At 59.6% G+C, this 15,383-nt stretch carries 19 protein-coding genes; 4 read left to right on the top strand and 15 right to left on the bottom strand.

Features of this window, described 5'->3' with window-relative positions:
• Positions 1-18 precede the first annotated feature (18 nt).
• The 10 genes from rlmH to rplU form a co-directional block, all read right to left on the bottom strand.
• Positions 19-501: a 23S rRNA (pseudouridine(1915)-N(3))-methyltransferase RlmH gene (gene rlmH / locus F3H58_RS09440; protein ID WP_149742011.1), complete on the bottom strand. Its 483-nt coding sequence runs from the start codon at positions 499-501 to the stop codon at positions 19-21.
• 159 nt (positions 502-660) lie between these two features.
• Positions 661-1,104: a ribosome silencing factor gene (gene rsfS / locus F3H58_RS09435; protein WP_035236703.1), complete on the bottom strand. Its 444-nt coding sequence runs from the start codon at positions 1,102-1,104 to the stop codon at positions 661-663.
• 113 nt (positions 1,105-1,217) lie between these two features.
• A complete protein-coding gene (locus F3H58_RS09430; protein WP_052025747.1) occupies positions 1,218-1,802 on the bottom strand; it encodes a nicotinate-nucleotide adenylyltransferase in 585 nt (194 codons plus the stop codon).
• 42 nt (positions 1,803-1,844) lie between these two features.
• The gene (locus tag F3H58_RS09425; protein ID WP_188128847.1) at positions 1,845-3,131 is read right to left on the bottom strand and encodes a glutamate-5-semialdehyde dehydrogenase; all 1,287 of its coding nucleotides are present in this window, start codon (positions 3,129-3,131) and stop codon (positions 1,845-1,847) included.
• Positions 3,124-4,293: a glutamate 5-kinase gene (proB, locus tag F3H58_RS09420; RefSeq protein ID WP_149742010.1), complete on the bottom strand. Its 1,170-nt coding sequence runs from the start codon at positions 4,291-4,293 to the stop codon at positions 3,124-3,126. Before proB ends, F3H58_RS09425 begins: the two co-directional genes overlap by 8 nt.
• Positions 4,290-5,360: a GTPase ObgE gene (obgE, locus tag F3H58_RS09415; RefSeq protein ID WP_035265258.1), complete on the bottom strand. Its 1,071-nt coding sequence runs from the start codon at positions 5,358-5,360 to the stop codon at positions 4,290-4,292. Before obgE ends, proB begins: the two co-directional genes overlap by 4 nt.
• A 168-nt stretch (positions 5,361-5,528) precedes the next feature.
• A complete protein-coding gene (locus F3H58_RS09410) occupies positions 5,529-6,122 on the bottom strand; it encodes a GNAT family N-acetyltransferase (protein ID WP_149742009.1) in 594 nt (197 codons plus the stop codon).
• Positions 6,119-6,751: a GNAT family N-acetyltransferase gene (locus F3H58_RS09405; RefSeq protein ID WP_003505256.1), complete on the bottom strand. Its 633-nt coding sequence runs from the start codon at positions 6,749-6,751 to the stop codon at positions 6,119-6,121. The genes F3H58_RS09410 and F3H58_RS09405 overlap by 4 nt, the downstream gene beginning before the upstream one ends.
• 131 nt (positions 6,752-6,882) lie before the next feature.
• Positions 6,883-7,152: a 50S ribosomal protein L27 gene (rpmA, locus tag F3H58_RS09400; protein WP_003492686.1), complete on the bottom strand. Its 270-nt coding sequence runs from the start codon at positions 7,150-7,152 to the stop codon at positions 6,883-6,885.
• 40 nt (positions 7,153-7,192) lie between these two features.
• Complete coding sequence (gene rplU / locus F3H58_RS09395; RefSeq protein ID WP_003492690.1) at positions 7,193-7,507, bottom strand: 50S ribosomal protein L21; 315 nt, start codon at positions 7,505-7,507, stop codon at positions 7,193-7,195.
• A 330-nt stretch (positions 7,508-7,837) separates the two neighbouring features.
• Between rplU and F3H58_RS09390 the strand changes: the two genes are divergently transcribed.
• Positions 7,838-8,278: a metallopeptidase family protein gene (locus tag F3H58_RS09390; protein ID WP_003492693.1), complete on the top strand. Its 441-nt coding sequence runs from the start codon at positions 7,838-7,840 to the stop codon at positions 8,276-8,278.
• Positions 8,279-8,297: 19 nt separating this feature from the next.
• On the opposite strand, the gene F3H58_RS09385 is transcribed toward F3H58_RS09390, so the two are convergent.
• On the bottom strand, positions 8,298-8,504 hold the full coding sequence (locus F3H58_RS09385) for a DUF1737 domain-containing protein (protein ID WP_003505258.1): 207 nt from the start codon (positions 8,502-8,504) through the stop codon (positions 8,298-8,300).
• On the bottom strand, positions 8,501-9,412 hold the full coding sequence (locus tag F3H58_RS09380; RefSeq protein ID WP_188128846.1) for an HpcH/HpaI aldolase/citrate lyase family protein: 912 nt from the start codon (positions 9,410-9,412) through the stop codon (positions 8,501-8,503). Before F3H58_RS09380 ends, F3H58_RS09385 begins: the two co-directional genes overlap by 4 nt.
• A 110-nt stretch (positions 9,413-9,522) precedes the next feature.
• Between F3H58_RS09380 and F3H58_RS09375 the strand changes: the two genes are divergently transcribed.
• The 3 genes from F3H58_RS09375 (at position 9,523) to leuB (ending at position 11,859) form a co-directional block, all read left to right on the top strand.
• Positions 9,523-9,753 (top strand): hypothetical protein, encoded by a 231-nt coding sequence (locus F3H58_RS09375; protein ID WP_149742007.1) that lies wholly within the window; start codon positions 9,523-9,525, stop codon positions 9,751-9,753.
• 166 nt (positions 9,754-9,919) lie between these two features.
• Positions 9,920-10,525 carry a 3-isopropylmalate dehydratase small subunit gene (gene leuD, locus F3H58_RS09370; protein ID WP_149742006.1) on the top strand — a complete coding sequence of 202 codons (606 nt, stop codon included), beginning with the start codon at positions 9,920-9,922 and terminating at the stop codon, positions 10,523-10,525.
• Positions 10,526-10,746: 221 nt separating this feature from the next.
• Positions 10,747-11,859: a 3-isopropylmalate dehydrogenase gene (gene leuB / locus F3H58_RS09365; RefSeq protein WP_065657028.1), complete on the top strand. Its 1,113-nt coding sequence runs from the start codon at positions 10,747-10,749 to the stop codon at positions 11,857-11,859.
• On the opposite strand, the gene F3H58_RS09360 is transcribed toward leuB, so the two are convergent.
• From F3H58_RS09360 to cobA, 3 genes are all read right to left on the bottom strand, one after another.
• On the bottom strand, positions 11,840-13,090 hold the full coding sequence (locus tag F3H58_RS09360) for a cytochrome-c peroxidase (RefSeq protein ID WP_149742005.1): 1,251 nt from the start codon (positions 13,088-13,090) through the stop codon (positions 11,840-11,842). The genes leuB and F3H58_RS09360 overlap by 20 nt on opposite strands.
• Positions 13,091-13,259: 169 nt before the next feature.
• Entirely contained in the window at positions 13,260-14,576 is a 1,317-nt protein-coding gene (locus F3H58_RS09355; RefSeq protein WP_149742004.1) for a cobyrinic acid a,c-diamide synthase CobB, read from the bottom strand.
• Positions 14,573-15,361: a uroporphyrinogen-III C-methyltransferase gene (gene cobA, locus F3H58_RS09350; protein WP_149742003.1), complete on the bottom strand. Its 789-nt coding sequence runs from the start codon at positions 15,359-15,361 to the stop codon at positions 14,573-14,575. Before cobA ends, F3H58_RS09355 begins: the two co-directional genes overlap by 4 nt.
• Between the last annotated feature and the right edge of the window lie 22 nt (positions 15,362-15,383).

The raw sequence follows: 15,383 nt of genomic DNA, 5'->3' as shown, positions 1-15,383 counted from the left end.
ATCCGAATCGAAATCCGATCAAACGCGATGATAAGGATGACCGGAGAGGATCGTGACAGCGCGGTAAAGCTGTTCGGCAATCAGGATACGAACGATCTGATGCGGCCATGTCAGCTTGCCGAGATTGAGAACGGCCGTCGCCTTGTCGTAGAGCGCAGGATCGAGCCCATCGGCTCCGCCTATGGCGATCACGAGGTCTCGCTTGCCGCCATCGCGCAAATCGCCAAAGAATGAAGCGAAGGCAGGACTGTCCAGCGCCTTTCCGCGCTCGTCCAGCAGGACGAGGGCTGCTCCGTCAACCAGATGTTTTTCCAGCATCGCGGCTTCTTCGCGCTTGCGGGTCTCCGCATTGGAAGCGCGGCTTTCGGCAACCTCGATCACCCGCGAAAACTCCAGCCCGATCGCCGGGCCGGTCTTTGCCAGGCGCTCGATATAACGGGCCGCAAGATCCTTTTCGGGGCCGGATTTCAGCCGTCCCACCGCAAAAATTGAAATCCGCATCGCAAACCTGCATTCGTCGTGACCCAACAGGGTCACGCTCTTAACAGCATAGCCTGCGGATTCCTATGCGGCCGGTCTGATTTCCGGCCAGAGGCACCGTTTCCGAAGTCAGATATGATCTTCGGCAAAAGCGATGCACTCGCTCAAAGGCTCACCGCATCAATGCAGTGTCTCTTCCGGCATGTCCGGCGTCGCCCACATTTTTTCAATGTTGTAGAAGGCGCGGATTTCCGGTCGGAACACGTGAACGATGATGTCGCCGGTATCGATCAGCACCCAGTCTCCGGTCTCGAGACCTTCGACGCGGGCGTTTCCGAACCCTTCATCCTTCATGTCCTTGAGAAGATGCTCGCAAATCGCCGAAACATGCCTGTTCGACCGCCCGGAGACCACGACCATGTAGTCCGCAAGCGCCGATTTTCCGGCAATGTTGAGAGAGACGATATCTTCAGCCTTGGAGTCCTCGAGGCTCGCGAGGACGGTTTCGAGGGCATGGCCGGCGGCATCGGCGCCACTATCCTGGCCCTTCGGGATAGCAACAAATGCTCTTCCCTTGGCGTGTACTGTTGTCAGAGGTTTTCCTTTCCAAGAATGACAAAACAGGTACTGGCGACGCGATTCTCTGCGTCACACAATGAAGGTGGCATCAAAGCATTAACTTTTCAAGATATGGACCCTTCGACACCCGGCACATACATCATTTGTGATCGAAGGCGTCATTTACGACCGTTGCGCAGCGCCGTGGAGCTGAGCGTCGAGCGCGGACCGTGAATGAAGACCCAGGCAGGGGCCGCTTTTTTCCACAAAACGCCGGCATCATCCTCATCCACCCGTGCATGGCTGAAGGCCTGCGCCATGGTGGAGGAGAGATAAGAGAGCGTGGAACCCGGCCGATCGATCACGGCAATCGGAAATGTCTCGGCGATCCGCCGCCATTTCTGCCAGCGATGGAAGCTTTTCAGATTGTCCGCTCCCATGATCCAGATGAAACGGACATGCGGATTTTTCGCCTTCACCTTGGCGAGCGTATTGGCCGTATAGCTCATCCCCAGTGATTTTTCGAAGGCCGTCACCTTGATACGCGGGTCGTGAACCAGCTTTTCGCAGGCGGCGATGCGATCTTCCAGAGACGCCAGTTCTGAGCGGCTTTTCAGCGGGTTGCCCGGTGTGACGATCCACCAGAGCTGGTCGAGACCGAGCCGGCGCAGCGCAATCTCGGCCACAAGCGCGTGACCCGCATGTGGCGGATTGAAAGAACCACCGAACAGGCCAACAACCATGCCGCGCTCCACATGCGGCATGGTGAGATAACGTCTGTCGAGGCGCTTGTCAGCCGGCAAATATCAGGTCCGTGTCTGGCCGGTGCCATGCACACGGTATTTAAACGAGGTGAGCTGCTCGACGCCAACCGGGCCGCGCGCATGCATCTTACCCGTGGCAATGCCGATTTCAGCACCCATGCCAAACTCGCCGCCATCCGCAAACTGTGTCGAGGCATTGTGCAGCAGAATGGCCGAATCGAGTTCGTTGAAGAAACGCGCAACCACATCGGGATCCTCGGCAATCACCGCCTCGGTGTGGTTGGACGAATAGGTGCTGATATGCTCGATCGCGCCCGAAATTCCCTCCACCACGGCGACCGAAATGATCGCATCGAGATATTCGGTGCGCCAGTCCTCTTCCGTTGCCGGCGTGAGACCCGCCGCCACATCGCGAACGGCCTGCGAACCGCGCACTTCGCAGCCGGCTTCGATCAAGGCCTTGACGAGCGGCGCAAGATGGGTGGAAACGGCAGCGGCGTCCACCAGCAGCGTTTCAGCCGCCCCGCAAATACCGGTGCGACGCATCTTGGCGTTGACGACGATACGTTTCGCCATGTCGAGATCGGCCGATTTGTCGATGTAGACATGACAAATGCCTTCCAGATGCGCGAAGACCGGCACACGGGCTTCCGACTGAACCCGCGCCACGAGGCTTTTACCGCCACGCGGCACGATAACGTCAACCGTACCGTTCAGGCCGCTGAGAAGCGCGCCGACAGCGGCGCGGTCGGTCACCGGCACCAGCTGAATGGCATGCTCGGGAAGACCGGCGATCTTCAGGCCTTCCACGAGGCAGGCATGAATAGCACGCGATGAATGTTGCGAATCCGAGCCGCCGCGCAGGATAACGGCATTGCCCGCCTTCAGGCACAAAGCGCCGGCATCCGCCGTCACGTTTGGGCGGCTTTCGTAGATCACGCCGATGACGCCGAGCGGCGTGCGCACGCGCTCGATCTTCAGCCCATTCGGACGATCCCAGGCGGCGATGACTTCACCGACCGGATCGGGCAGCGCCGCAACCGAACGGATGCCTTCGGCAATACCGGCGATCCTTGCATCGTTGAGGGTCAACCTGTCCACGAAGGAAGCGGCAAGGCCTGCGCTTTCCGCCGCGGCCAGATCTTTGCTGTTGGCGGCAAGAATCGCATCCCTGGATGCCTCAATGGCGGAGGCCATGGCAAGCAGCGCGCGGTTCTTCTGGTCTGTGCCGGCGATGGATAACGGTCGCGAAGCAGCTTTCGCCTGAGCGCCGATGGTCATCATCAACGCGTCAATATCATGGCTCTGCTTCACGGCCTGTTCAGGCATGGACCTCATCCTTTTTTGCATTTTTAACTTTGACGGCAGCGCCCGTCATCACCAGATCGTCACGATGAATCATGGCCGCCCGCCCGACATAACCGAGGATCGCCTCGATCTCGTTGGACTTGTGACCGATGATAAGACGCGCCTCTTCAGCATCGTAACCCGCAAGACCACGAGCGACTTCACGGCCTTCTGCACCGATAATGGCGATTGCATCACCACGGCCGAAATTGCCCTTAACCAGTCGCACTCCCGCCGGAAGCAGACTTTTTCCGGCATAGAGAGCTTTTTCCGCACCGGCATCCACATGGATTTCGCCGGCCGGCTGCAATTGCCCGGCAATCCAGGTCTTGCGCGCCGTCACCGGTGTTCCCGAAGGCGCGAACCATGAGGAGCGCGCGCCGTTTTCAATAGCCTTCAAAGGATTAAGCGTCTTGCCGGAGGCGATGATCATGCCGCAGCCGGCAGCGGTCGCGATCTTGCCCGCATCGATCTTGGTGCGCATGCCGCCGCGTGAAAGCTCGGATGCCGCACCGCCTGCCATGGCCTCAATCTCGGGCGTGATATCGGCGATCGTCTCAAGGAATTTCGCGTCGGGATCAAGATGCGGCGGAGCCGTGTAAAGCCCGTCAATATCCGAAAGCAGCACCAGAAGATCGGCGCCCGTCATGGTCGCCACACGCGCCGCCAGACGGTCATTGTCGCCATAGCGGATTTCGGTGGTCGCCACGGTATCGTTTTCATTGATGATCGGGATAGCGCCGATCTTCAGCAACTGGTTGATGGTGGCGCGCGCATTGAGATAACGGCGACGCTCTTCGGTATCGGAGAGCGTCAGAAGAATCTGGCCGGCGACGATCTCATGCCGCGACAGGCTTTCCGACCATGCCCGCGCCAGCGCAATCTGGCCGACAGCCGCCGCCGCTTGGCTTTCCTCCAGTTTCAATGCACCGGAAGGCAGGCCGAGCACGGTGCGGCCAAGCGCGATGGCGCCCGAAGACACGACCTGGACATCCGCGCCGTTTTTCTTGAGCGCGGCGATATCCTCGCAGATGGCATCCAGCCAGTCTTTCTTCAGGCCGCTTTTCCGGTCCACCAGAAGCGCCGACCCGATCTTGATGACGATCCGGTGATGGCTCGCCAGCGGCTTGCGCGTCAGGCTCATAGGCGGTCGTCCTCTTCCTCGGCCTCGCTGTCCTCATGCGGCATCGACCGGTCGGGTAGGGCGGTTTCGCCGCCATTGCTCGCCGAGACGATGACATCGCGAAGGGCGCGCAGCGCTTCCGTCATGCCGATATGGGCGGCAGCGGAGAGAAGTAGAGGGGGGCGGCCGCAGGCCTTCTCCAGTTCCTTGGCCTTCTTTTTCAGCTCTTTTTCATCGAGCACGTCGATCTGCGACAGCGCCACGATTTCCGGCTTGTCGGTCAGCCCGCCGCCATAGGCGTCCAGCTCGGCCTTAACAGTCTTATAGGCCTTGCCGACCTTCTCCTCCTGCGCGGAAACGAGATGCAGAAGCACGCGGGTACGCTCCACATGGCCGAGGAAACGGTCACCGATGCCCACACCCTCATGCGCGCCTTCGATGAGGCCGGGAATATCGGCCAGCACGAATTCACGGCCATCGATGGTCGCGACGCCCAGATTCGGATGAAGGGTGGTGAAGGGATAATTGGCAATCTTCGGCCGCGCACGGGTGACCGTCGCAAGGAACGTGGATTTACCCGCATTGGGCAGACCGACGAGACCGGCATCGGCGATCAGTTTCAGGCGAAGCCAGACTGTCTTTTCCTCGCCTGCGAGGCCCGGATTGGCATGGGTGGGCGCCTGATTGGTGGACGACTTGAAATAGGCATTGCCGAAGCCGCCGTTGCCGCCGGCGGCAAGGCGAAAACGCTGGCCTTCCTTGGTAAGGTCAACGATCAGCGTCTCGTTATCTTCCTCGAAAATCTGGGTACCAACAGGCACCTTCAGCACCACGTCCGAACCCTTGGCGCCGGTGCGGGTCTTGCCCATGCCGTGCTGTCCGATGGAGGCCTTGAAATGCTGCTGGAAGCGGAAATCGATCAGCGTGTTGAGGCCGTTGACCACCTCAACCCAGACATCGCCGCCGCGTCCGCCATCGCCACCGTCAGGGCCGCCGAATTCGATGAATTTTTCGCGCCGGAAGGAAACGGCGCCCGCGCCACCGTCGCCGGACTTGATATAGACTTTTGCTTCATCGAGAAATTTCATCGGACTGCCGTTCTATCGGTTTGCGGACGCAACAATCTTGCCGTTGCGTCGAACAAAAATATCGTCGTTTCGAATACAAGCGCTTCTTCACGAGGTCAAAGACTATCGTGCGGGAAGCCCATGCGCGAGACAAGGCCGGTTTGGATCAAACCGGCCTTGCAATGCTCCTCAAGTACGATGCGGCTGAATGAAATCTTCAGCCGTGATCATCGTATCGATATGCGCCACCATGGCGGCGCGCGCCGTGGCATAGATTTGGTGGCAGCCGGTCACCCGGAAGCCAAGTTTCTCCTGCACACGCAGCGAAGCGGGGTTATCCGCAAACACGCCGGAATGCAGAACCACTCCGGGCATGCGACGGAAAAACCGCTCGACCACGGCGGCCACCGCCTCGGTCATGTAACCCTTGCCCCAGTAGAAGCGGTTCAGCCAGTAGCCGAGATGCCACTCGCCGTGCCGCAATTCCACCGAGACGACACCGATCAGGGTATCGTCGCCGCTGGTAATGGCGAAATCCCAGTCGGGCAGGGTGCCGGAGGTGCGCAAGACCAGCCATTCCAGCGCATCCTGCTTGTGGTAGGGCGCCGGAACGCGGGCCAACATTCTGGTCACGGCGAAATCGCCAAGCGATTCCGCAATGCTGCCGGCATCGGAAAGCCGCTGCGGCCGCAGCACCAGACGCTTTGTCTCGATGACAGGGCAGGGGCCGGGCGGCGCCACGGCAGTGGCGGCGCGGCGACGGGTAAGCTCTATCGTGCTCATCCCATATCCCCCCAGCTCTTCAGCGAAACCCAGGTCTTGCGGTCCAGCCTGTACCATTCGACCGGCACCATGCCGCCAAGCGCCAGCGAACCGACCATGCCGGAGCCCTGGAACTGGAAACCGCATTTCTGGATGACGCGGCGCGACGCGATGTTGGTGACCCGGCAACGGGCATCGATCTGGTCGATTTCACGCGTGCGGAAGGCCATGTCGATCAGCGCATGCGCCGCTTCCGTCATATAGCCGCGGTTCCAGTAAGGTTCCCCCAGCCAGTAACCGATCTCCAGCGTCTTTTCATCTTCCTGGGGTTCGAGCGCGCAGCAGCCCAGAAACTCGCCATTGTCCATGCGGGTAATCGCATAGACGCACTTGCCAATCTCGCCAGCTTTGGAGCGTCGCACAAAATCCGCGGCGTCTTTGGCCGTGTAAGGGTGCGGCATACGCGACACCATGGTCGCGATATTGGCATTGTTGGCAAGATGGGCAAGGGCGTCGATGTCTTCTTCGTGAGGCTTGCGCAAAACCAGCCTCTGCGACAGTAAAACGGGGCAATCGCTCCTCGACCGATCGGGCCTCGGCCGTTCCTCGGGTGACCGTGATTGGTCAACCCTCAACAATTCAGCTTGCATGGTTCAGTCCCTCCTTGGGGTTAAAGAAAAAGGGGAGTTGGGTGGTGCCCCATCTCCCCTGTTTTCTTGACTGAACCTGATACGTCTCAGCCGGGTCGATGGGACACCGGCTGCATATGACGCTTACCGGCTTATTCTGCGGCTTCCGCTTTCGGGGCCACGGATACGAATACGCGGCCGTTGGCCTTCGTACGGAAGTTCACGTTACCTGCGGTCAGTGCGAAAATCGTGTGGTCCTTGCCGATGCCAACATTGGCGCCCGGATGCCACTGCGTGCCGCGCTGACGCAGAATAATGTTGCCTGGAATGACAGCTTCGCCGCCGAACTTCTTTACGCCAAGGCGCTTGGATTCGGAATCGCGACCGTTACGCGAGGAACCGCCAGCTTTTTTGTGTGCCATTGGAGTTCTCCTTTAAACCTTGTTTCCCGTGTCGCGCCGATCAGGCAGCAACGATGTCCGTGATGCGGACGACAGTGTGATGCTGACGATGGCCGCGCGAACGCTTGGAGTTCTGACGACGACGCTTCTTGAAGGCGATGACCTTCTTGCCGCGATTGTGCTCGACAACTTCAGCCTTGACGATGGCGCCCTTGACGAAGGGTGCACCGAACTTGGCGTCGGCGCCTTCGCCAACAACGAGAACTTCGGTGAATTCTACAGTTGCGCCTGCCTCTGCTTCCAGCTTTTCGATGGTCAGCACGGCGTCGGCCGCTACGCGGTACTGCTTACCGCCGGTCTTGATGACTGCGAACATTTTTTATCCTTTCATGTTCGTTCCGGCTCTGCCCGCAAATGCAAGCTGGCCGTCTTTTTATCAGTCGGAGTAGCGGAAATCCGTCAGGACTGAATGCCCTTTTGAATGTCTGCCGGTGAAGCCGCCTTTTGAAGGGCGGAATAAACAGAAGGCGCACTACGCCATCAATTTGGGTGCCGATTACGCGAGACGCCCGTTTATGTCAAGATGACGACGGCTCGAAAAGTAACTGTAACGCCAAGAATTTCATGCTTTTTCGGCGGGTGAAGCAGTCGGGTCTCGAAATTTGTCCAGCAAGTGTTTATATGGGCCTTCCAACAAGGAGCAGAAATGGCCCGCATAGACCAGACCGACGATTGGCGGGACCGCCATGCGCCGACACTTTCCGCCTTCGAGTCGCTTGCGATCGAGGCATATGGCCACCTGCCGGAAGAATTTCGCGCACTGACGAAAGATCTCATCATCGAGATCGCCGATTTTCCGACCGATGACGTGTTCGAGGACATGGCGCTCGAAACACCCTTCGATCTTCTCGGACTGTTCGAAGGACGCGGCATCTCCGAACGTTTCACCATGGAAACGGGCGAGATGGTGAACCGCATCACGCTTTATCGCCGTCCCATTCTCGACTACTGGGCCGAGAATGAGGAGACGCTGGGCGATATCATCACCCATGTCCTCATCCACGAAATCGGCCACCACTTCGGCCTGTCGGACGACGACATGGAGCGGATAGAGGAAAGCGCCGACGAAGCCGCCGCCGAACGCTGATCGGGGCGGCTACCGCCGCTCACTGCTCGCCGAGCTTCATGTCCGGATGGTATTCCTTGCCCTCGACCACCTTGGTCACGGCCTGGCCGCAATGCATGACGCCGCTTGCGGCGTTGAAGGCGTAGCTTGGCGAACCCGCGAGTTCCCATCCCTTGTTCAGCGCCTCGGTGACCCGGTGACAGAATTTCGCGTCGTCGGGACCGGTTATGAAACGATAGACCTTCACGTCTTATTTGCCTCTCTTTGTGCGATGATATCGGCCATGGCGACCAGCCTTTCGGCCTGCCCCACATGCAGACGCTCGATCATGCGGCCGTTCATGTTGATGACGTTCAATTCCACAGATTCGGGTTTTGCGAAAGCGGCAATGATCTCGCGGGCTTCCGCAACCGCTGCCCGGTCCGGGGCGAAGTGCCGGTTGGCCGGCTCGATCTGTGCCGGATGGATCAGCATCTTGCCATCGAACCCCATCGCGCGACCCTGCTCACATTCGGCTTCGAAAGCGGCGATATCGCGGAAATCGTTCGAGACGCTGTCGATGACATCCAGACCATAGGCACGGGCGGCAAGCACCACCTGCATCATCCAGGGTACGAGATAAGTGCGTCCGGGAAGGGCCGGCACCCGCGTTTCCTTGCGCAGATCGTTGAGCCCGATCACAAAAGCCGAAAGCCGCGCATCCGGCGTGTGGGCCGCGTCAGCAATCGAGGCGGCATTCAGGACGCCAAGCGGCGTTTCGATCATCGCCCAGATTTTCAGGTGCTCCGGCACATCTGCCTCGGCCAGAAGATCGGCCACATCGTGAATATCGGCCGGCTGCTCCACCTTCGGCAAAAGAATTGCATCCGGCCGGCAGGAAAGCACAAGCTGCAAATCCGCCTTCCCACCCGGCGTGGAAGGTGGGTTGATGCGGATAATGGTCTCGCCCGCTGCAAAAGGCCCTTCCGAAAACAGCTTTTGCAGATTGTCCCGCGCCTTGCCCTTCATCCCGGGTGCGACCGAATCCTCCAGATCGAGGATAACTCCGTCACAATCGAGATCGCGGATTTTTTCCAGTGCCCGGACATTGATGGCCGGCACGGAGAGCAACGAACGACGTGGTCTCACAAGAATATTTTCGGAAAAGTTGACCATGCCGCACTTGTGTCAAGCTTTTGTGACATCTGCAAGCTGACAATCCACTGAATCCTCTTGCAAGCCGGAAGAAGAAGGCCCACATTCGTCTGGATAGAAAGGTTTGGATCATGCAAGGCATACGTTCGTTTTTCATCGCCGCATCCGGCATTGCAATTCTGGCGATAGTCGCCCTTTTCACTGCGTCGCTCACGGTCGCTTTTGTCGGCGTGCTCGCGGTTCTCAGTGCTGCCCGCCTGCTTTCCGCGCGTCTGAAGCCGGCCCCCATTCCGGTCAAGCCCCGTAACCAGCGCGATATGCGCGTCTGGAACGACGGCAAAGGCACGATTATCGATCTCTGAGATCGTCTCTAATCGGCAAAAATGCCAGAGCGCCGCGCGCGGCGTACCGAAGAACGCGGGTTTGCGCTTCTAAAGTGATGAGTTTTGCAGTATTTCCCGGCAGAACACGTCCGGTGAGCTTTAACCAGCCCCGGATTTTGTTGAAGGGAAACACGGGAAGCGACAGATGGAAAAATTCACCAAGCTGACGGGCGTTGCCGCGCCCATGCCGGTGGTCAATATCGACACCGATATGATCATTCCGAAAGACTATCTGAAGACCATCAAGCGCACCGGCCTTGGCAAGGGCCTCTTCGCCGAGTCGCGCTATCTCGAGGATGGTTCGCCCAATCCGGATTTCGTGCTGAACAAGCCCGCCTACCAGAACGCCCAGATTCTTGTCGCCGGTGACAATTTCGGTTGCGGCTCTTCGCGCGAACATGCGCCATGGGCGCTTCTCGATTTCGGCATCCGCTGCGTGATCTCCACCAGCTTCGCCGACATCTTCTACAATAACTGTTTCAAGAATGGCATCCTGCCGATCGTCGTCAGCCCCGAGAACCTCGAAAAGCTGCTGGACGATGCGTCGCGCGGATCGAACGCCGTTCTCTCCATCGATCTGGAACGTCAGGAAATCAGCGGCCCCGATGGCGGCACGATCACCTTCGAGATCGACGAATTCAAGCGTCACTGCATGCTGAACGGTCTGGACGATATCGGCCTGACGCTTGAACATTCGGGCGCTATCGACACGTTCGAAAAGGCAAACGCCTCGGTCCGCCCCTGGGCCTGATCAGATTTCCGCTCTTCAAAAAAGCCGATCCCGTACCAAACCGTACCGGATCGGCTTTTGCTTTGCTTGAAAAGCCCTTGAGGCGGAGATAAGAAGCCTCCGATCCCGTCCGGCCGCGATACGACTTTTCATGTGCAGGACGGAAACGAGTTTGACGCCGCGTTCGCCGCAATCGAAAACCCTTCAGGATTTTTCCGGCGCGCCGCCCAAGGAGGGTTCTCATGACAGTCCGTTCGCTTTTCCTGCTGCCCGGTGACGGTATCGGCCCCGAAGCCATGGCCGAAGTTCGCAAGCTGATCGATTATATGAACAGCGCGCACAATGCCGGCTTCACCGTTGCGGAAGGTCTGGTCGGCGGCTCTGCTTATGACGCCCATGGCGTGGCGATTTCCGATGCGGATATGGAAAAGGCGCTTGCCGCCGATGCGATCCTGTTCGGCGCCGTCGGCGGCCCGAAATGGGATGGCGTGCCCTACGAGCACCGCCCGGAAGCCGGTCTGCTTCGTCTGCGCAAGGATCTCGAACTTTTCGCCAATCTGCGCCCCGCCATCTGCTATCCGGCACTTGCCGCGGCCTCTTCGCTGAAGCCGGAACTGGTCGAAGGCCTCGATATCCTCATCGTCCGCGAGCTGACGGGCGGTGTTTATTTCGGTGAGCCGAAGCAGATCATCGATCTCGGCAACGGCCAGAAGCGCGGCATCGACACGCAGATCTACGACACTTTCGAGATCGAGCGTATCGCCAGCGTCGCTTTCGAACTGGCCCGCACCCGCGACAACCGCGTCTGCTCGATGGAAAAGCGCAACGTGATGAAATCCGGCGTTCTGTGGAACCAGGTGGTCACCGAAACCCACGCCGCCAAGTTCAAGGATGTTCAGCTGGAACATATGCTGGCCGATGCCGGCGGCATGCAGCTGGTGCGCAAGCCCAAGCAGTTCGATGTGATCGTCACCGACAATCTCTTCGGCGACATGCTCTCCGACGTCGCCGCCATGCTCACCGGCTCGCTCGGTATGCTGCCGTCCGCTTCGCTTGGCGCGCCTGACGCCAAGACGGGCAAGCGCAAAGCCATGTATGAGCCGGTCCACGGTTCGGCCCCGGATATTGCCGGCAAGGGCATCGCCAACCCCATCGCCATGATCGCGTCCTTCGCCATGTGCCTGCGTTACTCGTTCAACATGGTAGATGAGGCAACGAAGCTCGAAGCAGCGATCGCAAACGTGCTCGACAAGGGCATCCGCACCGCCGACATCATGGCAGAGGGCAGCCGCCAGGTCGGCACCTCTGAAATGGGTGATGCGGTTCTCGCCGAATTCAAGGCGCTTTCGGCGTAACGCTTGACGAAATCGGCTGGGCAGGCGGCACCTTCGCCTGCCCATCTTCCTTCGGCAGAAGATGCTCGTATCTCTTGTCAGTCAGCGTCTTCAGAAAGGCGACGATGGCGTCCACACGCTTGTCGTCCAGCGCCGGCGCGGATGTCAGTTCCGCCATAGCGATATTTTCAGGCACTTCCGGCGCATCCCACGTCTTGCCCGTTTCCGGATTGATCTGGCGGCTCGGCTTCTTGCTTTTATATTTCACATAAAACAGCACCACCGTGCGCAAATCCTTAAACACACCATTGTGCATGTAAGGACCGGTGACGGCGACATTGCGCAACGTCGGCACCTTGAACTTGCCACGCTGGGCGGCATCGCCGGCAACTTCAGGATTTTGCGCCAGACCCAGATCGACCGCGCCCGGCTTGGAGCCGTTCACGGCCCGAACCGATATATTGGCGGGAACGCCGATGTTGAAATATTTGTGGTTGGTGAAGAGGCCGTCTTCCAGACCCCTGGCGCCACGGATTTCATGGCAGGTATTGCAGTTGGTGAATTGCGTCGAGGAGATCAGGACCCGACCCAGCTCTTCCTGATCGGTCAGCTTCTCCTCACCGCGCAGGAAGCGGTCATATTTGGAATCGAAGGTGGAGAACTCATCCGAACGCTCAAAGCTCGCCAGCGCCTTCGTCATCGCGGCATAGGCGGTGTCGTCGCTTTCAAAAACATCCTTGCCGAACTGCGTTCCGAAAGCCGCGACATAATCCGGGTTTTCCCTGAGCCGTCTGACGACCGAGGCCTTGTCCGGCATGCCCATTTCGAGAGGATTGAGCGGCGGACCGCCCGCCTGATCTTCGAGCAGGGAGGCGCGGCCATCCCAGAACTGCCCGCCGACATACTCTCCCGCCGCATTCCTGCCGAATGGCGGCGTGAAGCGGGCATAAGCTGCAGTGGGCGCGTTGCGGTCGCCCAGTGAAATGCCGTCATCGCCGAGCGATACATCCCGCCCGACCTTGTCGCTCTCCCGCGCATCGGAAAAACCGGCGGCCTGCATATGGCAGGTGGAACAGGCCATGGTGCGGTTCATCGAAAGACTGGGATCGTCGAATAGCGCGGCACCCAGTTTTTCCAGCGTCGCATAGTCTTCACCGCCGTGGGCAGCCATACCATCGACACCGGTGCCCAAGGGGGCCAGCAGAATGGATGCGGCAAGAGCAGCGGAGACAAAAAATCCGGGTTTCATCATCGGTAGGCACGCTCGATATAAATGCGCGAGAGCAGGTTCGGACCGGGAGATAACTCCGCGCTTCCATGCCCTGTAAAGAAATCTATAGCACTTTCCCGTGATCCAGGCCTACAAACTTTCGCAGCTTGGTCCACTTTGCCGCAGGTCCACGGGCAGCACCCGGAAACGATCAACCGCCTCTGGCGATGGCGTGGAAAAAAGTCCCCGAGACAAGACCTCTCCTGCCACCGGATGGCCCGAGCGGACGACCCTGCCCGTCCGCAATCTGGGCAAAGGGTTCATCGCGGCCAGGATCGGTAACCCGCGCATAGTGGAATTCATGGCCGCGCAGAACATCACCAGCCGCGCCGAGCGGTCCGCTTGCCGCGATTGTCGCCTGCCGGTAGCCGAGATTCATCTTGCGGGTCGCAAAGCTGGTGGCATGCGACAGAAGCCCGGTCATGGCATGGGTCACGCCATCCGCATCTTCCAGCGCCTCGCCGAGCACCATGTAGCCGCCGCACTCGCCATGAACAGGCTTTGTCGCAGCAAAGCGGGCAATACCCGCCTTGAAACCAGCCGCATCCGCAAGCTTTCCGGCAAAAAGCTCGGGGTACCCGCCCGGCAGCCAGCAAATATCACAACTCCCGTCAGGCGCCTCATCGGCGAGCGGCGAGAACGGCACGATCTCGGCTCCGGCCGCCTGCCAATGCTTCCTGAGATGCGGATAAAGGAAAGTGAACGCCGCATCCTCCGCCAGCGCGATGCGCTGGCCGGGCGGTGCAATCGCCGCATCCACCGAGCCGGAAGGCACACTCACCGGCGCGGCGAGAGAAAGCAGCGCATCGAGATCGATGGATTTTTCCATCGCATCCGCCAGCCGTTCTATATGCGCATCGATTTCCGGATGCTCGCTGGCCTGCACCAGCCCCAGATGCCGTTCAGGCAAGATGAGCGAAGGATCACGCAACACGCAGCCGGCAACGGGAAGGCCGGTTTTTTCGATGGCTTCCGTGCACAGCGTCCGGTGTCTTTCGCTGCCCGCCCGGTTCAGCACAACGGCCGCCATAGTAACGGCCGGATCGTAGTGAGCAAAACCATGGGCGACGGCAGCAGCCGTCTGCGACTGGCCGGACACATCCAGTACCAGCAACACGGGAATGCCGAACAGCCGCGCCAGATCCGCCGCCGAACCTGTGCGATTTTCCGCAACCGGAATGCCGTCGAACAGGCCCATGGCGCTTTCGATCAGAACAAGCTCCGTATCCTCGGCCTGCTGCGAAAACAGGTGCCGCAGCAATTCCGGCCGCATGGCCCAGCTATCCAGATTAAGACCGGCTGTGCCGGTGGCGAAGGCATGGAAACCGGGATCGATGTAGTCAGGCCCCGTCTTGATGCCGCGCACCTTGATACCGCGTCGGGCAAAGGCCCGCAGCAGACCGATGGTCACGCTGGTCTTGCCGGAACCCGAACGCGGCGCACCGATGATGATCGCCCGCGCCGTCATGAGTCGGAAACTCCAAGACGCGCCCGCATCGAAACAATCTCGCCGATGACGATCAAAGCCGGCGCCTCGAAATTTTGCCTGATTGCATCGTCAGCTATGCTTTCCAGCGAACCGATGAAAATCCGCTCCTGCGCCGTCGTTGCCGACATGATGACGGCGACCGGCGTTTCGCCGGAACGCCCACCCTGCATCAAAAGGCTGGCAATCGTGCCGATATTCTTGAGCCCCATATAAACGACGATGGGTTCGCGTGTTTTCGCCAGCGCCAGCCAGTCCAGATCCTCTTCGGTGCCCGCCGCGTGGCCCGTGGCGAGCGTCACGGCGCGGCTGATGCCGCGCATGGTGGCGGGGATGCGGGCGGAAGCAAGGGCGGTGAACGACGAGGTCATGCCCGGCAATATGCGGAACGGAATGCCGGCTTGGACAAGCGCCTCCGCCTCTTCGCCCCCCCGCCCGAAAATAAGCGGATCACCGCCCTTCAGCCGCAGCACCTTTTTGCCCTGGCTGGCGAAATCGATCAGCGAAGCGGTAATATCATCCTGCGTCGCAGAAGGCTTGCCACCCCTTTTGCCCGCAAACACAATCTCCGCCTGCGGACCGAGCGCTATGACATCATCGCTCACCAGCGCATCGCGCACGATAATATCGGCCTGGGACAGCGCGAGCGCCACTTCCAGCGTCAGATAACGCACATCGCCCGGCCCTGCGCCCGCGAGCCAGACGTGGCCGGCTTCGAAGACCGGACCTTTTGCGGCAATGCTGTTCAAAATCTGCGCTATCGACATTCTTCCTGGCTGCTTTTTAACG

It is taken from the genome of Rhizobium sp. NFACC06-2, assembly GCF_900101425.1.
Taxonomy (GTDB): Bacteria; Pseudomonadota; Alphaproteobacteria; order Rhizobiales; family Rhizobiaceae; genus Agrobacterium; species Agrobacterium leguminum.
The sequence above is the reverse complement of the archived record's forward strand: the minus strand, read 5'-3'. Positions and strand labels throughout refer to the sequence as shown.

What these genes read in the sequence shown, in the direction of transcription:
- rlmH (WP_149742011.1), bottom strand. Translation starts at nt 501, where the DNA reads ATGCGGATTTCAATTTTTGCGGTGGGACGGCTGAAATCCGGCCCCGAA.
- F3H58_RS09430 (WP_052025747.1), bottom strand. Translation starts at nt 1,802, where the DNA reads ATGCCGCATGTGGAGCGCGGCATGGTTGTTGGCCTGTTCGGTGGTTCT.
- F3H58_RS09425 (WP_188128847.1), bottom strand. Translation starts at nt 3,131, where the DNA reads ATGCCTGAACAGGCCGTGAAGCAGAGCCATGATATTGACGCGTTGATG.
- proB (WP_149742010.1), bottom strand. Translation starts at nt 4,293, where the DNA reads ATGAGCCTGACGCGCAAGCCGCTGGCGAGCCATCACCGGATCGTCATC.
- obgE (WP_035265258.1), bottom strand. Translation starts at nt 5,360, where the DNA reads ATGAAATTTCTCGATGAAGCAAAAGTCTATATCAAGTCCGGCGACGGT.
- F3H58_RS09410 (WP_149742009.1), bottom strand. Translation starts at nt 6,122, where the DNA reads ATGAGCACGATAGAGCTTACCCGTCGCCGCGCCGCCACTGCCGTGGCG.
- F3H58_RS09405 (WP_003505256.1), bottom strand. Translation starts at nt 6,751, where the DNA reads ATGCAAGCTGAATTGTTGAGGGTTGACCAATCACGGTCACCCGAGGAA.
- rpmA (WP_003492686.1), bottom strand. Translation starts at nt 7,152, where the DNA reads ATGGCACACAAAAAAGCTGGCGGTTCCTCGCGTAACGGTCGCGATTCC.
- rplU (WP_003492690.1), bottom strand. Translation starts at nt 7,507, where the DNA reads ATGTTCGCAGTCATCAAGACCGGCGGTAAGCAGTACCGCGTAGCGGCC.
- F3H58_RS09390 (WP_003492693.1), top strand. Translation starts at nt 7,838, where the DNA reads ATGGCCCGCATAGACCAGACCGACGATTGGCGGGACCGCCATGCGCCG.
- F3H58_RS09380 (WP_188128846.1), bottom strand. Translation starts at nt 9,412, where the DNA reads ATGGTCAACTTTTCCGAAAATATTCTTGTGAGACCACGTCGTTCGTTG.
- F3H58_RS09375 (WP_149742007.1), top strand. Translation starts at nt 9,523, where the DNA reads ATGCAAGGCATACGTTCGTTTTTCATCGCCGCATCCGGCATTGCAATT.
- leuD (WP_149742006.1), top strand. Translation starts at nt 9,920, where the DNA reads ATGGAAAAATTCACCAAGCTGACGGGCGTTGCCGCGCCCATGCCGGTG.
- leuB (WP_065657028.1), top strand. Translation starts at nt 10,747, where the DNA reads ATGACAGTCCGTTCGCTTTTCCTGCTGCCCGGTGACGGTATCGGCCCC.
- F3H58_RS09360 (WP_149742005.1), bottom strand. Translation starts at nt 13,090, where the DNA reads ATGATGAAACCCGGATTTTTTGTCTCCGCTGCTCTTGCCGCATCCATT.
- F3H58_RS09355 (WP_149742004.1), bottom strand. Translation starts at nt 14,576, where the DNA reads ATGACGGCGCGGGCGATCATCATCGGTGCGCCGCGTTCGGGTTCCGGC.
- cobA (WP_149742003.1), bottom strand. Translation starts at nt 15,361, where the DNA reads ATGTCGATAGCGCAGATTTTGAACAGCATTGCCGCAAAAGGTCCGGTC.